Source organism: Actinophytocola sediminis (assembly GCF_054779715.1).
In genome coordinates this window covers 138,714-153,742 of the sequence record NZ_BAAGXS010000077.1, presented here as the reverse complement: position 1 = coordinate 153,742, position 15,029 = coordinate 138,714, and the positions used below count along the sequence as shown (strand labels likewise).

The following is a 15,029-nucleotide window of genomic DNA, read 5'->3' as shown; positions in this document are numbered from 1 at the left end:
TCCAGCCGCCGTCGGCTATCGGCCACAATGACGGCCATGCTGCAAACCACCGAGTTCGCGTTGCTCCGAAGGGTCGCCGTGGAGCAGGCCGAACGCCGGGCGCCGTCGCTGGTGGCCGCCGTCATCCGTGGGCAGGAGCTGCTCTGGCACGGTGCCCGCGGCATCGTGGATGGGACCCGGCACGGTCCGGCGCCGACCATCGACACCCAGTACCGCATCGGCTCGATCACCAAGACGTTCGTCGCGGTGCTGGTGTTGCGGCTGCGCGACGAGGGCAGACTCGACCTCAACGACGCGCTCGACAAGCACATCGGTGGCACGTCCTTCGGGCATCTGACGGTGGCCCAGCTGCTCTCCCACACCGGCGGGCTGACCTCGGAGTCCCCCGGCGACTGGTGGGAGCGTGCGCCGGGCGACGACTGGCCGGCGCTGGTGGAGAGCCTGTCCGGGGAGCCGGTCCGCCATCGCGCTGGCGAGCGGTTCCACTACTCCAACGTCGGCTACGGGGCACTCGGCCAGCTGGTCGCCGAGCTGCGCGGCACCGACTGGCTGAGCGCGCTGAACGCCGAGGTGCTCGAGCCGCTCGGGATGACCCGCACCACCCCGCACCCGGTCGCCCCGCACGCGCTTGGCTTCGCCGTGCACCCCTTCGCCGACGTGCTGCTCCCCGAGCCGGCGCCGGACGCGGGCGCGATGGCCCCTGCCGGTCAGCTGTGGTCGACCGTGACGGACCTGACCAGGTGGCTGCGGTTTCTCGCCGGCGACACCGGCGGCGTGCTGGCGCCCGAGACGCTGGCCGAGATGCGCATCCCCACCGCGGTGGAGGACGGCCCGGCGTGGACCGCCGGTTACGGCCTCGGCCTGCAGACCTTCCGCGACGCCGGCCGCCGGTTCTGTGGGCACGGCGGCTCGATGCCCGGCTTCCTGGCCAGTGTCGTGGTCGACCCGGCGACCACCACCGGCGCGCTGGCGCTGACCAACAGCACCGCCGGTGTCGGGGTGTCCGGCCTGGCCACCGACCTGCTCAAGCTGGTCGACGACTACGAGCCGGCGCTGCCGGCGCCGTGGATACCCCAGCAGGCCGCCGACCCGGCGCTGCTCGCGCTGACCGGCGAGTGGTTCTGGGGCCCGTGGCCCTACACGCTGCGCCTGCTGCCGGACGGCTGGCTGGACCTGCGCCCGCAGTCGACCAGCGGCCGCGCGTCCCGGTTCCGGCCGGCCGGCCAGGACACCTGGCGTGGCCTCGACCACTACTACGCGGGCGAGACCCTGCGGGTGCACCGGCACGCCGACGGCGCCCCGAGCCACCTCGACCTGGCGACCTTCGTGTTCACCCGCACCCCCTACGACGAGGCCGCGCCTGTCCCCGGCGGCCTTGACCTGGGCAGTTGGCCCACCGGGAACTGAACCATCCATCTTTGTCAAGCACTCAAGATCGACATGTGGACAAGTGGTCCGGTTGTGGATAACCGGACCCTCGGGCATGGGGGGTCGCCCCGAACTCGGGCGCGATGAGAGAGACTTGCCCCGGCAACGTCGCCGTAACCCAACCCCGTAATGCCGAGAGGCGCAGTCACATGACGCAGTCATCGACCACGACCGACCCAACCTCGCTGGTACTGCCCGCCGACCTCAAGCCGGCCGACGGCCGGTTCGGCTCCGGTCCGTCCAAGGTCCGCCAGGCACAGCTGGACCGGCTGGTCTCCGACGGCGCCGCGCTGATGGGCACCTCCCACCGCCAGCAGCCGGTCAAGGCCCTGGTCGGCCGGGTCCGCTCCGGCCTGCGCGAGCTGTTCGCGCTGCCGGATGGCTACGAGGTTCTACTGGGCAACGGCGGCACCACCGCCTTCTGGGACGCGGCCGCCTTCGGCCTGGTCCGCCAGCGTGCCCAGCACTTCACCTACGGTGAGTTCTCCGCCAAGTTCGCCACGGTCACCAAGGGCGCCCCGTTCCTGGACGACCCGGTGGTGGTCACCGCCGAGCCGGGCACCGCGCCGGCCATCGAGTACGCCGAGGGCACCGACCTGGTCGGCTGGGCGCACAACGAGACCTCCACCGGCGTCGCGGTGCCCGTACACCGCCCGGCCGGCTCGGACGCCGCGCTGGTCGCGATCGACGCCACCTCGGGGGCCGGCGGCCTGCCGGTCAACGCCGAGGACTTCGACGTCTACTACTTCGCGCCGCAGAAGTCCTTCGCCGCCGACGGTGGCCTGTGGCTGGCGCTGATGAGCCCGGTCGCGCTGGAGCGGGTGGCCGAGATCGGGGCCAACGGCCGCTGGGTGCCCGAGTTCCTGTCGCTGACCACCGCGCTGGACAACTCGCTCAAGAACCAGACCTACAACACCCCGGCCATCGCCACGCTCTACCTGCTGGCCGAGCAGATCGACTGGATGCTCGAGCACGGCGGCCTCGCCTGGACCACAGAGCGCACCAGGGACTCCTCGTCCCGGCTGTACGAGTGGGCCGAGAAGAGCTCGTTCGCCACCCCGTTCGTGGCCGACCCGGCCCACCGCTCGCAGGTCGTCGGCACGATCGACATCAACGAGGGCACCGACGCCTCGGCCATCGCCAAGGCGCTGCGCGCCAACGGCATCGTCGACGTCGAGCCGTACCGCAAGCTGGGCCGCAACCAGCTGCGGGTGGCGATGTTCCCGGCCGTCGAGCCCGACGACGTCACCGCGCTCACCCAGTGCGTCGACTGGCTGGCGGAGCGCGTCTAGATGCAGCACGTCTACAGCGGCAAGGTCCGCGAGATCTACTCCGATGGCGCGGACCTGCTGCTGGTGGCCTCGGACCGGGTGTCGGTGTACGACGTCGTACTGCCGACCCCGATCCCGGACAAGGGCGCGCTGCTCACCCAGCTGTCGGTGTGGTGGTTCGACCAGCTGGCCGACATCGTGCCGAACCATCTCGTGTCGGCCACCGAGGTGCCGCTGCGGTTCGCCGGCCGCGCCATCCGCTGCCGGCGGCTGGCGATGGTCCCGTTCGAGTGCATCGCGCGCGGCTACCTCGCCGGCTCCGGCCTGCTCGAGTACCAGCGGACCGGCGCGATCTCGGGCGTGCCGCTGCCCCCCGGCCTGGTCGAGGGCAGCCGCCTGCCGGAGCCGATCTTCACGCCGACGACCAAGGTCTCCGACGGCGGGCACGACGAGCTGGTCACGTTCACCGAGGTCGCCAGCGCCATCGGCACCGACCTGGCCGACCAGCTGCGCGACCGCACGCTGGAGATCTACCGCCGGGGCGCCGAGCGGGCGGCCGCCAGCGGCATCATCGTCGCCGACACCAAGCTGGAGTTCGGCCTGACCGAGGACGGCGTGGTCACCCTCGCCGACGAGGTGCTCACGCCCGACTCGTCCCGGTTCTGGCCGGCTGGCGAATGGCTGCCCGGCCGCCCGCAACACGCCTACGACAAGCAGTTCGTCCGCGACTGGGTGGTCGGCGCCGGGTGGGACAAACGGCCGCCCGCGCCGGAGTTACCCGAGGAAGTGGTGGTGGCGACCAGGGCCCGCTACGTCGACGCGTTCGAGAAGATCACCGGTTCGGTCTGGCGCTCTTGACCAGGAGTCCGGCAAGATCTGATCTGGACCGATGGCACGGTACTCGGCGCGCCTAGCCCGTCAAGGCGACCCGCCGAACTAACGTGGCAACTGGCGAGGTGAAGTCTGTTCCCAGGGAGGCCGCGATGCGTTCGCTGCGGGTCGTCGGGCTCGGAGAGGACGGCAAGATCGTCATCTGCGAGGACCCGGCACGTGGCGAGCGTTTCCAGATTCCCGCGGACGAACGGTTGCGCGCGGCAGCCCGAGGAGACATCACCCGACTCGGCCAGATCGCCATCGAGCTGGAGAGCCAGATGCGTCCTCGTGAGATCCAGTCCCGCATTCGTGCGGGAGAGTCCGTAGAGCAGGTCGCGGCAGCGGCCGGCGTACCAGCGAGCCGGGTGGAGCGGTTCGCCTACCCGGTGTTGCTGGAGCGATCCCGCACCGCGGAGCTCGCCCAGCGTGCGCACCCGATCCGCGAGGACGGTCCAGACGTACAGGAGTTGGGCGAGGTGGTCGCGCAGGCGTTCACCGCCCGTGGCCAGGACTTCACCGCCGCCACCTGGGACTCGTGGAAGGGCGAGGACGGCAAGTGGGTGATCCAGCTGACCTGGACCGCCGGCCGTTCCCACAACCGCGCGCACTGGTCGTTCCACCCCGGTGCGCACGGCGGCACCGTCACCCCGCTCGACGACCACGCCATCGACCTGCTCGACCCGAACCCGAACCGCCAGCTGCGCACCGTGCGCCCGGTGACCGAGCTGGCCGCCCAGGCCCTCCAGGTCGAGCGCCCGCCGCTGGAGCCGGTCGAGCGCCGGCAGGCCGTCGGCGGCGGCGAGCCGCCCCTGCGCGGGACGACCGACGAGCAGGAACCGCGCTCCGAGCAGGAGTTCGTGCAGGACATCGAACTCACCGACGAGCAGGAGCAGCAGGCGGAGCTGGTCGAGCCGCCGGCCGCCCCGGAACCCCGCCGGCCAAGCCCGGCCCCACGCCAGTCGACACCGACTCCACCGCCGGCCCCACGCCAGTCGACGCCGGCCCCACCGCCACCACCGGCCCCGGAGCCAGAACCGGAGCCGGAACCGGTAGCCGCCACGCCCCCGCCCGACGACGAGGACACCTCCCAACCCCCGACGGAACCCACCGAGCCGGACACCGCCCCGCCTCGCCAGCAACCAGCGGCGGCCACCCCGGCTCCCGACCCAGCACCAGAACCAGAACCGACCCCCGAACCGGAACCAGCAGAGGAGCCGGAACCAGCGGTACCCGCCGCGGCCACCGAGCCGAAGCCGGCCCCCGCGCCGGCCAAGCCGCCCGCCCGCAAGGGCAAGAAGGGCCGCCCGATCGTCCCCTCCTGGGAGGACGTCCTGTTGGGCACCCGCTCCAACCGCTGACAACCGACACCGCGCCGCCAGGGAGCCAACAACCCGGCTCCCTGGCGAGCGAACACGCGCTCAGCCGATGCGTTGCAGTGCTCGTTCCCGGCGTTGGGCCACGCTCGACCCGGACTCGCGTCTGGCCATTCGGCGCAGGACCACCGGCGCGACCGCCAGGCCGAGGACCGCCCACGCGCCCAGCACGCCGACGGTCTCCAGCTGCCGCCAGGACTCGCCGAGCTCCACCACCACCGCCCCGTCCGGCAGCAACGCCGAGCGCATCGCCAGCCCGAGCCAGTAGAACGGGAACACCTGCGCGACCCCCTGCAACCACTCCGGCAGCGCGGCCACCGGGTAGAAGATCCCCGAGATCCCGATCAACCCGATGATCGGCAGGGTCAACAGCCCCTGCGCCCGCACGCTGGTGAACACCGACCCGAGCACCGCCCCCGCCGGCAACGTCGCCAACAGCCCGAGCACCAGCGCCCACCCGACCACCACCCAGCTGCCGGCATCGCCGACCGCCAGCCCGGGCACGATCAGCATCGCGGGCACCAGAAAGATCACCAGGTCGGCGACCAGTCCACCGGACACCGAAACGATCTTGCCGACCAGGTAGGCCACCATCCCGTTCGGCGTCGCCTTCGCTCGCAGCAGCGTGCCGTCCTCGCGGTCGGCGGTCAGCAGCTGGCTCATGCTCACCATGCCGACCGCCACGTTCATCCCGAGGATGCTCGGCAGCACCAGCGTGCCGAGCAGGAACCCGGAACCGCCGAAGGACACGTCCCGCAGGAAGAACGTGACCCCGACCATCAGCAACGGCCAGCACAGGTGCGCCCACAGCTCGGCGCCGTTGGTGAACGACTGGCGCAGCTCGATCAGGCCGCGGGTCCAGCCGGCGCGCAGCGGGCTCATCGCGACACCGCCGCGTGCTGCTCTGCCGAGCGCACCAGCTCCAGGTAGGTGTCCGCCAGCGACGCCCGGCGGACCTCCAGATCACCGATCGCCGCGCCGTACCGGGTGAACAGGTCGAAGACGAACGGCGTGGACGCCGCGGTCGCGTGCGTGTAGTGCTGGCCGTCGCGGGTCCAGCGCACCTCGTCGGTGCCCGCGATCAGCCGCGCCAGCTCGGCGGCCGTGCCGTCGGCGACGATCCGGCCGCCGTCGAGGATCACGATCCGGTCGGCCAGCACCTCCGCCTCGTGCAGGTCGTGGGTGGTGAGCAGGATCGTGGTGGTCCCCGCGAGGCTGGCCACCAGCCGGTGGAACTCCCGCCGCGCGTGCGGGTCGAGGCCGGCGGTCGGCTCGTCGAGGAACAGCACCTCCGGCCGGCCGACGAGACCGATCGCCACGTCCAACCGCCGCCGCTGCCCGCCGGAGAGCGTCTTGATCTTCCGGCCGGCCAGCTCACCGAGGCCGACCGCGGCCACCAGCTCGTCGATGTCCCACGGCCGGGAGATCGACTCGGTGGCGTAGCCGGCGTAGAGCGACCCGAGGTGGGCCAGCAGCTCGCGCACCCGCCAGTTGCCGTGGTCGCGCCACGACTGCAGCACGACCCCGACCCGCGCGCGCCATTGTTCGGACCCGTGTGCCGGATCGGTGCCGAGCACCTCGACCCGGCCCGCCGACCCGGTCCGGAAGCCCTCCAGGATCTCGATGGTGGTCGTCTTGCCGGCGCCGTTGGGCCCCAGCAGCGCCAGCACCTCCCCGCGCCGTGCCTGGAAGGTCACCTCGTGCAGCACGTCAGTCGTGCCGTAGCGCATGCGCAGACCGTCGACCTCGAGCACGACCGGTTCGTCGCTTCGTTCAGTCATGCGCGAAAGCTACGTTGCGTTTTATATTCAGTCAACATTACTTTCCCAGCGTGATCTCAAGAATTGCAATGGTCTTGCCGAGAAAAGCAACGAAACGTTGCACTGTTCTGACCGTGAACGCACACTTGTCAGACACACTGGAGGGCGGGCACGAATGCCGGGAGGCCGACTGGTCCACGAGGACCGGCAACAGATCGCGTCCTGGCTGGCCGAAGGGCTCGGCTATGCCGAGATCGCCCGGCGCCTGCGCCGGCCGACCTCGACCATCAGCCGGGAGGTCGCGCGCAACGGTGGCCCCGGCGCCTACCGCGCCGACCAGGCACACCGGGCCACCGGCCAGCGCGCCCGCCGCCACCGCCCGGCCCGCCAGCCGGCGACCGCGCCCGACAGCCCCGACCACCAGGCCGTGCTCGACTACGTCGAGCGCTTCGCCACCCTGCTGGTGCACATCGGCCTGCCTCGGATGGCCGCCAGGGTGCTGGCCAGCCTGGTCACCACCGACTCCGGCACGCTGACCGCGGGCGAGCTGGTCGACCGGCTGCGGGTCAGCCCGGCCTCGGTCTCCAAGGCCGTCGCCTACCTGGAGCGGCTCGACCTGATCGGCCGCGAACGCCACGACCGCCGCGAGCACTACGTGATCGACGACGACGTCTGGCTACGCACCTGGCTGACCAGCGCGCACGCCAACGACATGCTGGCCGACACGGCAAAGCGCGGCACCGAGATCTTCGACCAGGCCTCGCCCGTCGGCGCGCGGCTGGCGCACATGTCCCAGTTCTTCGCCCAGCTGAGCAAGGACATGTCCGGCGGCCCGAGCGAACCGGAGGTGGCCGACGCGCTGACCGTGCTGGCCGCGCTGGTGCACGCGGGCGGTCCGCGCGCCGCCCGCGACCTGGCCGCCGCGCTGGCCTGGCCGACCGCCAGGGTGCTGGCCTCGCTGCACGACGCCGAGCGGCTGCCGGGCATCGCGGGGCCGCTGGCCGTGCGTCGCGTCGGCGACACCTACACCGTCATCGCGAGCCCTCGGCACCTGAGCCCCGCCCAGCGCGCCGGGCTCCAGCTGGTCGGGCGGCCGCGGCCGTTGGGCTCCGCCCCCCGGAAACCAGCGTACTGACGGGCACCGACAGCGGCGGTCAGACGCGGGGGCCGGCGGGCACGGTGTCCAGCAGGTGCAGGTCCCAGCCCTCGCGCTCACACCAGTCCTCGGCCTCCTCCCTGGTCAGCCAGGTCGTCCCCGGCGGTCGGTTGGCACGCAGCCTGGTCCAGCCGTCGGGGGCGAGCACGAACAGCTGCCCCGCCCGCAGCGCGAGCAGTCGCCCCTCGGGGAAGGCCATGGTCGACTCGGTACGCAGGAAACGCACGGGCTCCGGTCGCGTCATGGTGATGATGATCCCGCGACCTTGACCTCCACCGCGCTGGAGGTCGCACCCTGAAAAGCGGATGCCGGCTTGGGTGCCCATCACCTACCGTCGATGGGCGACTCGTGGGGAGATCATGACCAACACCAAGGATGACGCAGCGCCAGCGCGCGGGCAGAACCTCGCCGCCCTGCGCCGGCTTTCCCCTTACCTCAGACCGGTTCGCGGTCGCCTGATCGGCTCGGCGTCGGCCGTGCTCGGCTCGATGATCTGCGGACTGCTGATCCCACTGGTCCTCCAGCGAATCCTGGACGGCCCGGTGGCCACCGGCGACACCTCGACGCTCACCTGGCTCATCGCCGCGATCGGCGCCCTCGGCGCGGCCGAGGCCATGCTGTTCTTCATCCGCCGGCGCCTCATCTCCGGACCGAGCACCCGGATCGAGGCCGAGCTGCGGGAGGACCTGTACCGCCACCTGCAACGCCTGCCGATCAACTTCCACGACCGCTGGCAGTCCGGCCAACTGCTGTCCCGCGCGGTGTCGGATCTGTCGACGCTGCGCCGGTTCATCGCGTTCGCCGCGATCTTCCTCGTGGTGAACAGCCTGATCCTGGTGCTCGGCCTGGTCGTGCTGTTCGTGCTGGATCCGGTGCTCGGCGCGATCTCCACCCTGTGCTCGTTACCGCTGATCCTGATCTCGACGCTGTACGAGTCGAAGTTCGCGGTGCTCGCCCGCCGCGCCCAGGACCAGAACGGCGACCTCGCGACGACCGTCGAGGAGTCCGCGCTGGGCATCCGGGTGCTCAAGGCGTTCGGCCGCGGCCCGCACCTGGCGAGCGTCTTCGCCAAGCAGGCCAAGGAACTCCGGCGCACCGAGCTGCGCAAGGTGCACGTCATCGGCCTGCTGTGGGCGGCCATCATCATGCTGCCCGAGCTCGCGATCGGCGGCCAGCTGCTCTACGGCACCTTCGGCATCGCCAACGGCAGCATGACCCTGGGCACGCTGGTCGCCGCGATCGCGGTGGCGACCTACCTGCGCTGGCCGACCGACTCGATCGGCTGGCTGCTGGCCGAGTCCAACCAGGCCGCCACCGCCGCCAGCCGCTACTGGGAGGTCCGCGACGCACCGGTGACCATCACCGGCCCGGCGGTGCCCCGCGCCCTGCCAGCCGAGGTGCACGGGCACCTGCGCTTCGAGAACGTGCGCTTCGCCTATCCGGGCAGCGAAACCGAGGTCCTGCGCGGCATCACGCTCGACGTCCGTCCAGGTGAGACAGTCGCGCTGGTCGGCGCGACCGGCTCGGGCAAGACCACGCTCACCGGGCTGGTCGGCCGGCTGGCCGACGTCACCGGCGGGCGGGTCACCATCGACGGGGTGGACGTGCGCGACCTCGACCTGACCCGGCTGCGCACGGTGGTGGCCACCGCCTTCGAGGAGCCGGTGCTGTTCTCCGCGAGCGTGCGGGAGAACATCGCGCTCGGCGGCACCGACGCCACCGAGGACGATGTCCGGCAGGCGCTGTCGGTGGCCTCGGCGACCGACTTCGTCGAGAACCTGCCGTGGGGCGTGGACACCCGCATCGGCGAGCAGGGCCTGTCGCTGTCCGGCGGCCAGCGCCAGCGGCTCGCGCTGGCCCGCGCGGTGGTCGGCCGGCCATCGGTGCTGGTGCTCGACGATCCCCTGTCCGCGCTGGACGTGCACACCGAGACCGAGGTGGAGCACGCGCTGCGCAGTGTGCTGGCGGACGTGACCGCGCTGGTGGTCGCCCACCGGCCGAGCACCGTGCAGCTGGCCGACCGGGTCGCGCTGCTCACCGACGGCCGGATCGCCGCGATCGGCACGCACTCCGACCTGTTGGCCACCAACCCCGAGTACCGCAACCTACTGTCCACATTGGACAACGACGTGCGCGACGACGACGTGCGCGACGACGACCTGCGGGACGACGACCTGCGGGACGACGACCTGCGCGACGACGAGCGCAGCGAGGTGGTCGCGTGAACCCGTTGTCCACCTCGGAAACCGACCAGCAGGGTCAATCCCGGGGAGACGAATCCATGGACTGGCGCGGGGTCGCGGCCGAGGACGTCGAGGACGTCGACGCGATCGTCGGTGCGCGGCTGCACCGGCGCTCCCGCGTGCTGCTGTCCTCGCTGGTCCGCCCCCGGCTCGGCCTCGGGTTGCTCGCGCTGGCCCTGGTGATCATGGAGAACGTGCTGACCCTGGTCGGCCCGCTGGTGATCGCGGTCGCCATCGACACCGGCATCACGCGGGCGATCGACGGCGACCCCGGGGTGCTGGCCTGGTGTGTCGGCGGCTATCTGGCCTCCGGGCTCGGGGCAGCGGCGCTGCGGTTCGCCTTCCTCAAGGTCTCCGGGCGCTTCGGCCAGGACCTGCTGCTCGACCTGCGCGAGCGGATCTTCGGCCACGCGCAGCGGCTTTCCCTCTCCTTCCACGAGAAGTACACCTCCGGCAAGGTGATCTCCCGGCTCACCAGCGACATCGACTCGCTGCACGACCTGCTCGAGGACGGCCTCGACGGGTTGCTGACCGCGCTGTTCTCGGTGGTCGGCATCGCGGTCATGCTGCTGGTGCTCGACCTGCCGCTCGGGCTGCTGGTGCTCACCGGCCTCATCCCGGTGATGCTGGTGACCCGGTGGTTCTACCGGCGCTCGCGCTTCGCCTACCGCAACACCCGGGGCGCCATCGCGAAGATCATCGTCCAGTTCGTGGAGACGATGAACGGGATGCGCGCGGTGCAGGCGTTTCGCCGGGAGTCGCGCAACGAGCGGATTCTCGCCGACCTCAACGACAGCTTCCGGCACGCGAACAAGACCGCGCTGGACGTGATGGCCACCTACACGATGACCGTCCGGCTGGTCGGCAACCTGTCTCTCGCCCTGGTGCTGGCGATCGGCGCGGTGCGGGTCGTGGACGGCGGTCTCGAGCTCGGGGTGCTGACCGCGTTCACCCTGTACCTGCGGCGGTTCTACGACCCGTTGGACGAGTTGGCGATGTTCGCGAACTCCTATACCGCGGCCATCGCCGCGCTGGAGAAGATCTCCGGGGTGCTGGAGGAGCGGCCGGCGCTGGTCGAACCGGCCGAGCCGGTCGCGCTGCCGGCGGCCGACACCGGGCGCGCGGTGACCTTCGAGCGGGTCGAGTTCGGCTACACCGGCGACGGCCCGGTGGTGCTGCCGACCTTCGACCTGACGATCCCGGCCGGCCAGACCGTCGCCCTGGTCGGCGCGACCGGGGCCGGCAAGTCGACGATCGCCAAGCTGGTGGCCAGGTTCTACGACCCGAGGGCCGGCACGGTCGCGCTCGACGGGGTCGACCTGCGGCAGTTGGCCGACGCGGACCTGCGGCGCGCGGTGGTGACGGTGACCCAGGAGAACTTCCTGTTCGCCGGCTCGGTCGCGGACAACATCGCGCTCGGCCGGCCGGACGCCTCCCGCGCGGAGATCGAGGCGGCGGCCGCCGCGGTGGGCGCGGACGAGTTCATCGCCGCCCTGCCCGACGGCTACGAGACCGACGTCCGCAAGCGCGGCGGCCGGCTGTCGGCCGGGCAGCGCCAGCTGGTCGCGTTCGCCAGAGCGTTCCTGGCCGACCCGGCGGTACTGGTGCTGGACGAGGCGACCTCGAGCCTGGACGTGCCGACCGAGCGCGCCGTGCAGCGGGCCCTGGAGTCCGTCCTGGCCGACCGCACGGCGCTGATCATCGCCCACCGCCTGTCCACGGTCCTGATCGCCGACCGAGTCCTCGTGGTCGAGTCCGGCCGCATAGTCGAGGACGGCTCCCCCACCGACCTGATCGAACACCCGTCCGGCGGCCGCTTCGCCGCCCTCCACCGCACCTGGCTCGAATCCCTCGCCTGAGGTGGGGCTACCAGAGGATGAAGGGCAGGGCCAGCCAGGCCATGGCGATGGCGGTGGTGACGCCGTAGGCCACCCAGCGCCAGGTGGGGGCGGTGCGCACCAGCCAGAGGGACGGCAGGAGGCCGGCGGTGACCACGATGTTGGAGGCCAGGGCCAGCAGCACGTTGGTGTCGGCGAGGGTCGCGGCCAGGGTCACGATCGTGACCACGGCGAGGACCAGGCTCACCGCGGCGACGGTGAGGCCGGTCAGCCACGGGGTCGGTTCCGGGGAGCGGGTGGCCGGCGGGCGGGCGGCGGCGGCCGGCGGCTCGACGGTGGCCTCCTCGCCGGTCAGCGGGTCGAGGTAGCCGACCGGCACGCCCATCGACGCGGCGATCCGGCCGGCGAGCTGCAGGCCCCGGCGGGTGATCACGGCCCGCGCGGCGGGCTGGGTGTCCGCGTCGCCGCGACTCACCACGTCGGCCACCCGCGCCCACTCGTGCAGCGCGTCGGTCAGCTCGCCCCCGAGCGGCAGCCGGCGGGGATCGACCTCCCGCCGCGCCGTCCCGTCATGGCCGACCAGCACCGCACGCTCACCGTTGGCGCGCAGCTGCACCGATACCCCTCCCCCTCGCCGGACCGTCTACCGGAAACTACCGAGCGCGTAGAAGGCGACCGCGCCCGCGGTGGCCACGTTGAGCGAGTCGACCCCGCCGGCCATCGGCACCCGCACCGCCGCGTCCGCCGCCGCGACCGCCTCGGCGCTCAGTCCCGGCCCCTCCGACCCGAGCAACACCGCCACTCTGGGTGACGCCGCGAACTCGGCCACCGGCACCGCGCTGTCCGCCGGCGTCATCGCCAGCACCTGGAAACCCTGGTCCCGCAACCACTTCAGCCCACCTGGCCACTCGGTGACCGGCGCGAACGGGACCCCGAGCACGTGTCCCATGGACACCCGCACACTGCGCCGGTACAGCGGATCAGCACAGCCGGGCCCCAACAGCACCCCGTCGAACCCCAGCGCGGCGGCGTTGCGGAACAGCGACCCGAGGTTCTCGTGGTCCCCGACGCCCTCCAACACGACCACCCGCCGCGCGTCGGCCACCACCTGCGCCGCGGTCCAGGCCACCGGCCGGTCGGCGACCGCGAGCACCCCCCGGTTGAGGTGGAACCCGACCACCTCGGCCAGTGTCTGCGCCGACGTCGTGTACACCGGCGCGGTCTGCCCGGCCAGGTCGCCGGCCAGCTCCGCCACCCGCCGCGGCACGCCGAGCACGGCGCGCAACGGATACCGGGAGGCGAGCAGCCGCCGCACCACCACGACCCCCTCGGCGATCACCAGCCCGCGCCCACCAGGCCGGTCGGGCCTGCGGTCGGCGGTGGTGAGGTCGCGGAACTCGTCCAGCCGCGCGTCGTCCGGCGCCGGCACCTCGATCACCGAATCATGGTCACTCAACGTCACACACAGCACCTTATTGGCCCTAGCTTCCACGTTCGTACATATGTCACGGTTGATACTCCCGCGCATTCGCCGGACCTCCCCCGTCCGGCCTGGGGAGGTTCCACATGGGACAGGACGTCGCCGCCGACTCTTTTGCCCGCACAGACCGTCAGCGATACCGCCAGAAGGTTCAGCGATGTCTGGACGCCCTGGCGCGCATGCTCGCCGAGGGCGGATTCTCCACCTCACCCCCACAGATCGGCCTCGAGGTCGAGCTGAACCTGGTGGACGACGCCCTGGCGCCGGCGATGGCCAACGACGTGGTGCTGGAGAAGCTGGACGACCCGTCCTTCACCACCGAGCTCGGCCAGCACAACATCGAGCTGAACGTGCGCCCGCGCCCGCTGGCCGGCGACGGGGCCAGCGAGCTGGAGGCCGAGCTGCTCACCGCGCTCGCCTCGGCCAACGGCAAGGCCCAGGACGCCGACGCCGCGCTGGTGATGATCGGCATGCTGCCGACCCTGCGCGCCGAGCACTTCAAGGCGAAGTGGCTGTCGACCAACGCCAGGTACAGCCAGCTCAACGAGACGATCTTCGCCGCCCGCGGCGAGGACATGGAGCTGCACATGGAGGGCCCGGCGATCCCCGGGCAGCGCGGCGAGCGGCTGCGCAGCAGCGCCGACTCGATCCTGCCCGAGGCCGCGTGCACCTCCGCCCAGCTCCACCTGCAGGTCCCGCCAGAGGAGTTCGCCACCCACTGGAACGCCGCGCAGTGCCTGGCCGGCGTGCAGGTGGCCATCGGCGCGAACTCGCCGTTCCTGCTCGGCAAGGCGCTGTGGCACGAGACCAGGATCCCGCTGTTCCAGCAGGCCACCGACACCCGCCCGCAGGAGCTGAAGAACCAGGGCGTGCGGCCGAGGGTGTGGTTCGGCGAGCGCTGGGTGACCTCGATCTTCGACCTGTTCGAGGAGAACGTCCGCTACTTCCCCGGCCTGCTGCCCCAGCTCGACGCCGAGGACCCGATCGAGGCGCTGGACGCCGGCAGCGCGCCGAGGCTGACCGAGCTGCGCATGCACAACGGCACGATCTGGCGCTGGAACCGCCCGGTGTACGACGTGGTCGGCGGCGTGCCGCACCTGCGGGTGGAGAACCGGGTGCTGCCGGCCGGGCCGACGGTCGTCGACCTGATCGCGAACGCCGCGTTCTTCTACGGCGCCCAGCGGGCGCTGGCCGCCCAGGAGCGCCCGCTGTGGTCGCAGATGTCCTTCCAGGCCGCCGAGGAGAACTTCTATGCCGGCGCCCGGCACGCGTTCGACGCGCAGCTGTACTGGCCGGGCATCGGCTGGGTGCCGCCCGACGAGCTGGTGTTGCGCAGGCTGCTACCACTGGCCCACGACGGCCTGCGCGAGTGCAAAGTTTCCGACGAGGCTCGCGAGCGCTATCTCGGGGTGATCGAGCAGCGCTGTCTTGCCCAGCGCACCGGCTCGACCTGGCAGCGGGAGACCGTGGCCAGGCTTGAAGATCGAGGTCTGAGCCGGGACGCCGCGTTGGTCGGCATGCTCGCCAGGTACCTCGAGTTCAGCGCGGCGAACGAGCCGGTGCACACCTGGTCAGTGGGCTAGCAATACCGACAGCGTCGCGGCCGT

Annotated in this window: 13 protein-coding genes; 8 read left to right on the top strand and 5 right to left on the bottom strand. The window is 71.8% G+C overall.

Annotated elements, in window-relative coordinates:
* The first annotated feature begins 36 nt into the window (after positions 1-36).
* From ACYVIP_RS35785 to sepH, 4 genes are all read left to right on the top strand, one after another.
* Positions 37-1,407 carry a serine hydrolase domain-containing protein gene (locus tag ACYVIP_RS35785; protein WP_460404589.1) on the top strand — a complete coding sequence of 457 codons (1,371 nt, stop codon included), beginning with the start codon at positions 37-39 and terminating at the stop codon, positions 1,405-1,407.
* A 170-nt stretch (positions 1,408-1,577) separates the two neighbouring features.
* Complete coding sequence (serC, locus tag ACYVIP_RS35780) at positions 1,578-2,720, top strand: phosphoserine transaminase (protein ID WP_460404587.1); 1,143 nt, start codon at positions 1,578-1,580, stop codon at positions 2,718-2,720.
* The gene (locus ACYVIP_RS35775) at positions 2,721-3,557 is read left to right on the top strand and encodes a phosphoribosylaminoimidazolesuccinocarboxamide synthase (protein WP_460404585.1); all 837 of its coding nucleotides are present in this window, start codon (positions 2,721-2,723) and stop codon (positions 3,555-3,557) included. It abuts the gene before it with no gap.
* A 125-nt stretch (positions 3,558-3,682) separates the two neighbouring features.
* Complete coding sequence (sepH, locus tag ACYVIP_RS35770) at positions 3,683-4,930, top strand: septation protein SepH (RefSeq protein ID WP_460404583.1); 1,248 nt, start codon at positions 3,683-3,685, stop codon at positions 4,928-4,930.
* A 60-nt stretch (positions 4,931-4,990) separates the two neighbouring features.
* On the opposite strand, the gene ACYVIP_RS35765 is transcribed toward sepH, so the two are convergent.
* Positions 4,991-5,827: an ABC transporter permease gene (locus tag ACYVIP_RS35765; RefSeq protein WP_460404581.1), complete on the bottom strand. Its 837-nt coding sequence runs from the start codon at positions 5,825-5,827 to the stop codon at positions 4,991-4,993.
* Positions 5,824-6,726 (bottom strand): ABC transporter ATP-binding protein, encoded by a 903-nt coding sequence (locus ACYVIP_RS35760; RefSeq protein WP_460404579.1) that lies wholly within the window; start codon positions 6,724-6,726, stop codon positions 5,824-5,826. The genes ACYVIP_RS35765 and ACYVIP_RS35760 overlap by 4 nt, the downstream gene beginning before the upstream one ends.
* A gap of 154 nt (positions 6,727-6,880) precedes the next feature.
* Here ACYVIP_RS35760 and ACYVIP_RS35755 point away from each other — a divergent pair, with 154 nt between their 5' ends.
* Positions 6,881-7,840, top strand: coding sequence for a GbsR/MarR family transcriptional regulator (locus ACYVIP_RS35755; RefSeq protein ID WP_460404577.1), 960 nt, complete (start codon positions 6,881-6,883; stop codon positions 7,838-7,840).
* A gap of 19 nt (positions 7,841-7,859) precedes the next feature.
* Here ACYVIP_RS35755 and ACYVIP_RS35750 read toward each other — a convergent pair whose 3' ends face one another.
* On the bottom strand, positions 7,860-8,105 hold the full coding sequence (locus ACYVIP_RS35750; protein WP_460404575.1) for a hypothetical protein: 246 nt from the start codon (positions 8,103-8,105) through the stop codon (positions 7,860-7,862).
* Positions 8,106-8,220: 115 nt separating this feature from the next.
* Here ACYVIP_RS35750 and ACYVIP_RS35745 point away from each other — a divergent pair, with 115 nt between their 5' ends.
* Both ACYVIP_RS35745 and ACYVIP_RS35740 read left to right on the top strand, forming a co-directional pair.
* Entirely contained in the window at positions 8,221-10,086 is a 1,866-nt protein-coding gene (locus tag ACYVIP_RS35745) for an ABC transporter ATP-binding protein (protein ID WP_460404573.1), read from the top strand.
* 56 nt (positions 10,087-10,142) lie between these two features.
* Positions 10,143-11,963, top strand: a complete 1,821-nt coding sequence (locus ACYVIP_RS35740) for an ABC transporter ATP-binding protein (RefSeq protein WP_460404571.1) — start codon at positions 10,143-10,145, stop codon at positions 11,961-11,963.
* A gap of 7 nt (positions 11,964-11,970) precedes the next feature.
* Here the strand turns inward: ACYVIP_RS35740 and ACYVIP_RS35735 are convergent, their stop codons facing one another.
* On the bottom strand, positions 11,971-12,558 hold the full coding sequence (locus ACYVIP_RS35735) for a DUF2537 domain-containing protein (protein ID WP_460404569.1): 588 nt from the start codon (positions 12,556-12,558) through the stop codon (positions 11,971-11,973).
* Between the two features lie 27 nt (positions 12,559-12,585).
* On the bottom strand, positions 12,586-13,404 hold the full coding sequence (locus tag ACYVIP_RS35730; RefSeq protein ID WP_460404567.1) for a TrmH family RNA methyltransferase: 819 nt from the start codon (positions 13,402-13,404) through the stop codon (positions 12,586-12,588).
* Between the two features lie 104 nt (positions 13,405-13,508).
* On the opposite strand from ACYVIP_RS35730, the gene ACYVIP_RS35725 reads away from it, so the two are divergent.
* The gene (locus tag ACYVIP_RS35725; protein ID WP_460404565.1) at positions 13,509-15,005 is read left to right on the top strand and encodes a glutamate--cysteine ligase; all 1,497 of its coding nucleotides are present in this window, start codon (positions 13,509-13,511) and stop codon (positions 15,003-15,005) included.
* Positions 15,006-15,029: the final 24 nt, after the last annotated feature.

Coding starts and splice junctions, on each gene's coding strand:
- ACYVIP_RS35775 (WP_460404585.1), top strand. CDS start 2,721: ATGCAGCACGTCTACAGCGGCAAGGTCCGCGAGATCTACTCCGATGGC.
- ACYVIP_RS35745 (WP_460404573.1), top strand. CDS start 8,221: ATGACCAACACCAAGGATGACGCAGCGCCAGCGCGCGGGCAGAACCTC.
- ACYVIP_RS35760 (WP_460404579.1), bottom strand. CDS start 6,726: ATGACTGAACGAAGCGACGAACCGGTCGTGCTCGAGGTCGACGGTCTG.
- ACYVIP_RS35785 (WP_460404589.1), top strand. CDS start 37: ATGCTGCAAACCACCGAGTTCGCGTTGCTCCGAAGGGTCGCCGTGGAG.
- ACYVIP_RS35725 (WP_460404565.1), top strand. CDS start 13,509: ATGGGACAGGACGTCGCCGCCGACTCTTTTGCCCGCACAGACCGTCAG.
- ACYVIP_RS35755 (WP_460404577.1), top strand. CDS start 6,881: ATGCCGGGAGGCCGACTGGTCCACGAGGACCGGCAACAGATCGCGTCC.
- ACYVIP_RS35765 (WP_460404581.1), bottom strand. CDS start 5,827: ATGAGCCCGCTGCGCGCCGGCTGGACCCGCGGCCTGATCGAGCTGCGC.
- serC (WP_460404587.1), top strand. CDS start 1,578: ATGACGCAGTCATCGACCACGACCGACCCAACCTCGCTGGTACTGCCC.
- ACYVIP_RS35740 (WP_460404571.1), top strand. CDS start 10,143: ATGGACTGGCGCGGGGTCGCGGCCGAGGACGTCGAGGACGTCGACGCG.
- ACYVIP_RS35750 (WP_460404575.1), bottom strand. CDS start 8,105: ATGACGCGACCGGAGCCCGTGCGTTTCCTGCGTACCGAGTCGACCATG.
- sepH (WP_460404583.1), top strand. CDS start 3,683: ATGCGTTCGCTGCGGGTCGTCGGGCTCGGAGAGGACGGCAAGATCGTC.